Origin of the sequence: Vibrio sp. A1-1, from assembly GCF_021728175.1 — a bacterium.
Lineage (GTDB): Bacteria > Pseudomonadota > Gammaproteobacteria > Enterobacterales > Vibrionaceae > Vibrio > Vibrio diabolicus.
The window spans coordinates 1-6,239 of the sequence record NZ_JAKKCL010000036.1; the positions used below are offsets into that span (position 1 = coordinate 1).

A 6,239-nucleotide genomic window follows, 5' to 3' on the forward strand; every position below is an offset into this window, starting at 1 on the left:
GCCTTTTATTTATAAGGGCTGAGGGCTACGGCATATTTTCTTTCTTAGCCCTATAAAATACGAACATATGACAAAATCGCTTGGTGTTCACAAGATTTCTGAACCATTTTTGAGAAGGTTTTGGACAGTTCCGAGTTACGACCGATAGAGCATTCTGACTTTTCGGATTACTTCTAGTATTACAACCATACAACCAGCCTACATGAGGCTTGCCAAAAAGGAGATAAGGCAGGCATAGATAGTGCCACCACGGTAACTCTAACGTGTCCGCCCCATAGGGTCGTGAGGCGGATATGCTTCTCTAGTCACCTTGATAAGCTTTAGAGTACATGTTAAAACGCCGCCTCACTGACTAGCGTTTTCATTAGTAGTAAATTTGGGCTTGATGACTTGCTTACTCCACTGTCGTGCTTGTGACATTGTTATAGAAAGCCGCGCTCTTTCCACTTGTAGCGACATATCTTTATTTGATTTTTTAACGTAAAGAGGATGGTTGTATACACCATAGCCTCTGGCGCTAATTGAGCCTCCAACCTCTGTAAGGGGCTGAGACGCGACGAACCAAGCGTATGCAAAATCTTCATGCGGTAGAGGTTGGTGACCCAAAACTTCTGTCAAAGTATCATTCATTTTTAGAGCACTATGCCCAGATGAGATAGCAAACGGTAATATGACAACCAAAGGTGTCAGAGCCAGTGTGGATACACGCAGAATTTTAGAGCGCTTAGGTTCTTCAACTCGCAATGTGCACAGCCCCAATATACGAACTGGAAGCTTTAGGAGCAACATCATAGCAAACAGAAGAGAAATGCTCATCGCGACTGCAGGAATGTAGATCATTTTGATGTACATCTCCCCTTGCTTTCTTAGGTAAGGGTCATTTGCATAAGACTCTTCAATGTTTTTAAACTTATTCATTCTGTACTGAATGATGTTGCGGTAGTTTGTTGACAAAAGTTTATTGTATTCACGGTTGTTGTAACTGAATTTGGATACAGGGACATAAAACTCACCCATGATGGCTTTATATGTATCCTTTACTTGGCGGTCTGCTAAGAATTCAGACATAGAAAGTGGCTTTGAGTAGTTATCAAAGTCAAACGGTAACTTTTCAGAAAAGACAATGTTGTCAGAGCGAACTGATTCAAAGAACTTTTGAGCAAACTCGTCATAGCTTCCACCCAAAGATTTTGTGTTTGAAAACAAGTTTTTTTGCTTTGAGTACTGGCGGATATTACCAATCACTTCTTTGAAGAACTGAGGCTTCTCGATTAGTTTCCAAATATGGGTGTAATCTGAGATAAAGTTGCTATTTAAACCACTAGCGTAAGTTTCATTCAAGTTTTTATTTAGAGGAATCCCTGTTCTGTTTAGCCAATCTTGTTTTACGTATTTGTAAACGCGCTTAAAGATAACGCTTGTGTCGCGGCAGGTGTAACCGTCACTACAGAAGAAAGTTGTGTAAGGGATGCCAACGTAGACATTGCTTTCTGTCGCCGATTTAATGCGTTTATCAAATACTTTCTGGATTTTTCCGAAACAGGCTTGTCGCTGTGAATACGGTTTATCAAGGCAGGCTTTGTGGGCAAAGTAGGTTTTTCCGCCCTTATTTTGGTCGATTTGTTTGTACACCTCGCGCAAAAAGACAATTTGCTCTCTAGTGAACTTGTCCATGGCAATTTGACCTTGGCGCTCAATAATTTCTGTAAGGCGAACAAAGGCAAGTGATGCTTCCAGAGATGGGGATTTCGCTAAGGCATGTACTTGCTGTGCCTTAAGGATGTACTCCATGTCTCGTGAAATAAGACGAATAGCTCTGGCATGCTCTTTAGCCAAGTAGTTCATTTTCATTGAACTGATTTTCAAATACCAGTTTTCATCACCTTTTAGCTTATTAAGGATGTCGCTGTGCATCGCCAGAATAGGAAATAAGCCGAGGGTAACCTGATCTTGGATGTCGTAAACAATTGGGTCGCCACTTTTGTGTTCTTCTCGGAACCCATTAACGAGCATGAGATCTCGGTAATTGATGGCTAGATCGGCCTTAGCCATGTCTTCAGGGGTCGATTTCATAGCGACAATGCCATCCACCAGTTTATCTTGGATGAAGTGCATTGCGGGGATAGAGAGAGCGACACTTAATACGAGAGTTAAAGCCTGTCTTAGAAAGCCTGATCTCGGTGGGATGAGTGAAAATATCAATAATCCAAGACCCATACCGCTCAAGGTTCGACCGAAGTTCTCAAATTTCTCCAATGGTTCGGGATCAACAGTGATACCTGTTGAAATCTGTAAGAGTGACCCTGATAGTGAAAACTCAAGGATTACGTAAATAAGTTCGATAAAGAAAAGTAAGAATAGTAACAAGCCAGAAAGTCGGGTGGCTGAACTTTTCTTAAACAAAAAGTTGATCATTGTTGTTCTCAAAGATTACTAGATTGCGTTTGAGTCCATGTGTTGCATGGATAAGTGTGCGTTGAAATCGTCTCCATAAAAAAGCCCCCATATTAATGGAGGCTCGTTATTCTTCTTTTTCTTACCATCTGTTTTTCCATGCAAGGTATGCAATCAAATCAGCGCCCTTCAGGAGTAAGAAGGCGATGACCATCATGATACCTAGACCAACCGCAAAGCTTTTCATTCTGTCTTTTATTGAAATGTAATCATCTGACATGGGTATCTCCGTTTATTTTTCTTTTAAGCCGTTTGAACGTTGCTTGAAATCGGGTTTTTAGAGTTGATTTACCAGCGACCTAGATTTTCTAAGTCCATATCCCAATAGTACTTAGCGCAAGCTTTTACTTTCCAGTCAGATTGCTCGCTAACGCCAATACCGAAAGCAGTTTGACAATAACTGCTGGCTAAGAATTCAGCGGTAGCATATGTGAAGCCAGCTACAGCAATCAGCGTTACGATTAAATTGATAAGTTTCGGAATTGGGTGCATTTTTTTGTTAGTGTTGTTTGTCATTTTTTATAGAAAAATAAATAATTTATATGGTTGAATTATGCAAAAACACACCTTAATATGCAAGCTCAAAAAAACAGTAATATGTTGTTTTGTTTGATTTTATTTATATGAAAACTGCCTTGAAGTTGATTAAAGGTAGTGCAGGACATTATATGTTCAACGTCTGCTTGAGCTTTAACCAGTTCAAAGCGTTTGGTGCCATAAGCTTAATGAAAAAATCAATAATGGAATAAAATTATGACCTTCTCTATGAGTAGAGGCGTTAGATTTGCCTTGGCGGCATTATCTATTCTTGTCCTATCTCCGATAGCTATTCAAAGCGTAATGAAAACTGAGGTAGCCAACTTAGAAAGAAAAAAGAATGCGCTGGAGTTTACGTGGAAGCTTAGGACTGATCTTCTGCACCCCTCAGATGAAAAGTATAAAGATATGAAAATCAGCGCTCACTATCATAGTCTCTTTCGTCGTAACAGCGGAATCGTAATTGACTGGGGTGAAGGTGAGAGTCTTGGGGTTGGTGAATCAATGAAAGACCGCTTAGCCAAACAGATAGAGTCAGACTCAAAAGGGATTAGTGCCTTAATGGTTTTTGCGCTCATTGCTCATTCAGCCAAGGGAGATCCTACTAACCTTAACGAGCACACATATAACAATAGTTCGTATCGAATTAGCGAAATTAGGAAGTATGCTGAGTTTGCTTCACCAGAAGTTGCGATATTGCTATCAAACCCTATTGCGTTTGCCATTGCTTTAAATAATGGTGGAACCTATAAGGGTGTTAGACCATTAGACTACGTTTTTAATTCACCAAAATTAACAAGGTCTGAGAACATCCGTAAAACAATCAAGTATCACAAGAGATACCGAGAGTATTGGCTTAGTTTCATGTTTGATGACGAATTTTTCGATGCCCCTATCTATGACAGGAAAATATTTACTAATATGTCCAATAAATAAAGACTTTTATGGCAAAAAAAACGATTTTGGACTGACTATGAAGGCAGGTACCTTATCATGCATATTCTACTTTGGGTCTAGCCCTGAGAGGTGTTTAGGTTCGTTTATCAAAGGCAAGGAGTTCCCAGCAAACGTTATTTCCCGCGTTGGTTGGACATGGCTTTGTGTAAACCATTAGCATCTCATGGCCTTACTAGTACTCATATTATTTGGATTGTTACTTTAATGAAAATAAATAATTTTTTTAATATTTCAGTGATCGTAATTTGCGGCTTAACTTTGTTGTCTTCAGCTTATTTAGCCTACAAGAAGCCTTGGGTTGTTCAATACCAAAAGTCGATGGGTCATTACTACACAGGGTTTGGTGTGAGTCAATCACCACCTACCCCCATTTCACTGAGAAATCCTCGCGAACGAGTATCTGGTTATATCTATTTCCTTCATCAGGCAACTATTTCTGATAGCGCTTTGTACGACGTTGATCTTCAGTGCATGCAGAATCTTTCTGGAGTTGACAATGACACATTCAGTCTCGCGTTAGATTTTGTTGATACTTACTATAATTACGGTCCTAAAGGTAACCTAACTCTTGACGTCTCTGACTTTAAAAAGCGTATCGATCTACTATTCGGAACTGACTTTGCTACTAGACATCTTCTTGTGAGAGGCGGTCAAATGGAAAACCAAATTGCTCTAACAAAACTTGAGGGCGTTATCGCGGAAAAAGCTTCAATCTTAACTCTGTCAGAGTATACCAATGCATTGAGAGAATGCTATGCTACAAGTTAAAAAACATGTAACTTCCAAGTAATCTTTGAGTGAGTTTATGTCGGAAATAAAACACACTTACTGATTTAAATTGTGGCAACTATGATTTCTTATCATAGAAATAAATAACGTCATTCTATAAAAGTTTAGAGGATTCTTGAATGATAAATGTATTTAAAAATGTTGTAGCAGGAGCTATTTCTTTGATTATTTCTGCCCCGTTAATGATTCTATTTGATATCTCTATTAACGGTGTCTTTAACCCTGACTACGGAAATTGGTCGCGTTCATTTCTAAAAGAAGAATTGGCGATACTAAGCTCAGTTGTATTCTTCGTGTTTTCTATTTACACCTCAATGTTGAGTCATGAAAAAGTAATTAAATTAATTTCATAGTTAATACTGTTATCTTCAATACTAATGTCTATATGAATAACTAATAAATGTCTAAGTCTTAGACGTACTTTTATCAGTTAAAGCTACTCACTTTTGTCCAGAAGTGAGCTGTGTGGGGGCGAGTACAGGTGTATGACCAACTTATATAATCAAAACTGTCGTATCCGCCCCATGATCCCACGGGGCGTTTTAGTTTCAGTGTGAGAAGTTCCAGGGAAGAAGTGAGTCGATATCAGGCTCGGACTTTGCCAGCTCTTGCATGCATTTCACCATGTAATCGTAGAGTATTAGCCCGTTGGCTTTTGCTGTCTCGATGATGCTGTATAGTAACGCACTGGCATCAGCACCATTGGGGTTGTTGGCGAAGAGCCAGTTCTTTCTGCCAATGACCAGTGATTTGATTGCGCGTTCCGCTCGGTTGTTATCGATAGATAAATGCCCATCTTCAACATAGCGTACCAGCTTAGGCCACTGACCTAAGGTGTGCTTGATGGATTTACCAAGAGGACTCGATTCGATGACATTCTGCGTGGTTAACCAGTTATAGAGGCCATCCAGCATGGGTTTGGCACTGGATTGCCTTTCAGACCAACGCTCTTCAGCCGAAGCGAGTTTTAATCGAGATTCAAGTGCATACAGCTTTTGGATTTTCGCTAACGCTACATCTGCTTTTCCCGACTTGCCTTTACCCTGAAGCTTCTTCGCATCCATGAACTTACGACGTGCGTGAGCGAAGCAACCGACATTGGTGACTTTCGTTCATCCGTCATAAGCACCGTAGCCATCACTTTGCAGATAGCCAGAGTAGTCACCCAAGAAGCCCACTGGACAGGCTCTCGCGCGACTGTTTTGATAGTCGAACAAGACGATGTTTTTCATGCCAGGAAGTGTGGCTTCGGGGGAGTCGGCGCCTGAGCAGTACAGCCACATGTAACATTGCTTGTCTTCCTTAAGCACATTGAGCGGTGTTTCATCGGCTTGAACCACGATTTGCTCAAGTAAGTGCGTTTTCAGTGCTTGATGTAGAGTAGGTCACTGGCTTCGGCACAACCCTTATCCAGCAACCCCTCTTCAATTCCGTGCATGAGGTTTTCCCTCACACGGCTTTCACATAAATGTTCACCTGCTCACCTTCGCAGTTTTCATCTT

6 protein-coding genes and 1 pseudogene are annotated in these 6,239 nt (G+C 40.5%); 3 read left to right on the top strand and 4 right to left on the bottom strand.

The genetic code is table 11. The annotated features are described in order from the left end of the window. Nucleotides 1-345 precede the first annotated feature (345 nt). The 3 genes from L3V30_RS23650 to L3V30_RS23660 all read right to left on the bottom strand — a co-directional run bounded on the left by L3V30_RS23650 (nucleotide 346) and on the right by L3V30_RS23660 (nucleotide 2,946). Nucleotides 346-2,415 carry a hypothetical protein gene (locus L3V30_RS23650; RefSeq protein ID WP_237310104.1) on the bottom strand — a complete coding sequence of 690 codons (2,070 nt, stop codon included), beginning with the start codon at nucleotides 2,413-2,415 and terminating at the stop codon, nucleotides 346-348. A 121-nt stretch (nucleotides 2,416-2,536) separates the two neighbouring features. After that, a complete protein-coding gene (locus L3V30_RS23655; RefSeq protein WP_237310106.1) occupies nucleotides 2,537-2,674 on the bottom strand; it encodes a hypothetical protein in 138 nt (45 codons plus the stop codon). A 68-nt stretch (nucleotides 2,675-2,742) separates the two neighbouring features. Continuing rightward, the gene (locus L3V30_RS23660) at nucleotides 2,743-2,946 is read right to left on the bottom strand and encodes a hypothetical protein (RefSeq protein ID WP_237310108.1); all 204 of its coding nucleotides are present in this window, start codon (nucleotides 2,944-2,946) and stop codon (nucleotides 2,743-2,745) included. Between the two features lie 261 nt (nucleotides 2,947-3,207). Between L3V30_RS23660 and L3V30_RS23665 the strand changes: the two genes are divergently transcribed. The 3 genes from L3V30_RS23665 to L3V30_RS23675 all read left to right on the top strand — a co-directional run bounded on the left by L3V30_RS23665 (nucleotide 3,208) and on the right by L3V30_RS23675 (nucleotide 5,090). Next, the gene (locus L3V30_RS23665) at nucleotides 3,208-3,927 is read left to right on the top strand and encodes a hypothetical protein (protein WP_206953657.1); all 720 of its coding nucleotides are present in this window, start codon (nucleotides 3,208-3,210) and stop codon (nucleotides 3,925-3,927) included. Between the two features lie 225 nt (nucleotides 3,928-4,152). Next, a complete protein-coding gene (locus L3V30_RS23670; RefSeq protein ID WP_237310110.1) occupies nucleotides 4,153-4,716 on the top strand; it encodes a hypothetical protein in 564 nt (187 codons plus the stop codon). A 140-nt stretch (nucleotides 4,717-4,856) separates the two neighbouring features. Beyond that, nucleotides 4,857-5,090 (top strand): hypothetical protein, encoded by a 234-nt coding sequence (locus L3V30_RS23675; protein ID WP_237310111.1) that lies wholly within the window; start codon nucleotides 4,857-4,859, stop codon nucleotides 5,088-5,090. Between the two features lie 195 nt (nucleotides 5,091-5,285). Here L3V30_RS23675 and L3V30_RS23680 read toward each other — a convergent pair. After that, a pseudogene (locus L3V30_RS23680) lies at nucleotides 5,286-6,116 on the bottom strand (IS66 family transposase); the annotation flags it as partial. Nucleotides 6,117-6,239: the final 123 nt, after the last annotated feature.

Bases quoted from the DNA above. Each gene is read 5' to 3' on its own strand.
- L3V30_RS23655 (WP_237310106.1), bottom strand. From the start codon at position 2,674: ATGTCAGATGATTACATTTCAATAAAAGACAGAATGAAAAGCTTTGCG.
- L3V30_RS23670 (WP_237310110.1), top strand. From the start codon at position 4,153: ATGAAAATAAATAATTTTTTTAATATTTCAGTGATCGTAATTTGCGGC.
- L3V30_RS23650 (WP_237310104.1), bottom strand. From the start codon at position 2,415: ATGATCAACTTTTTGTTTAAGAAAAGTTCAGCCACCCGACTTTCTGGC.
- L3V30_RS23660 (WP_237310108.1), bottom strand. From the start codon at position 2,946: ATGCACCCAATTCCGAAACTTATCAATTTAATCGTAACGCTGATTGCT.
- L3V30_RS23675 (WP_237310111.1), top strand. From the start codon at position 4,857: ATGATAAATGTATTTAAAAATGTTGTAGCAGGAGCTATTTCTTTGATT.
- L3V30_RS23665 (WP_206953657.1), top strand. From the start codon at position 3,208: ATGACCTTCTCTATGAGTAGAGGCGTTAGATTTGCCTTGGCGGCATTA.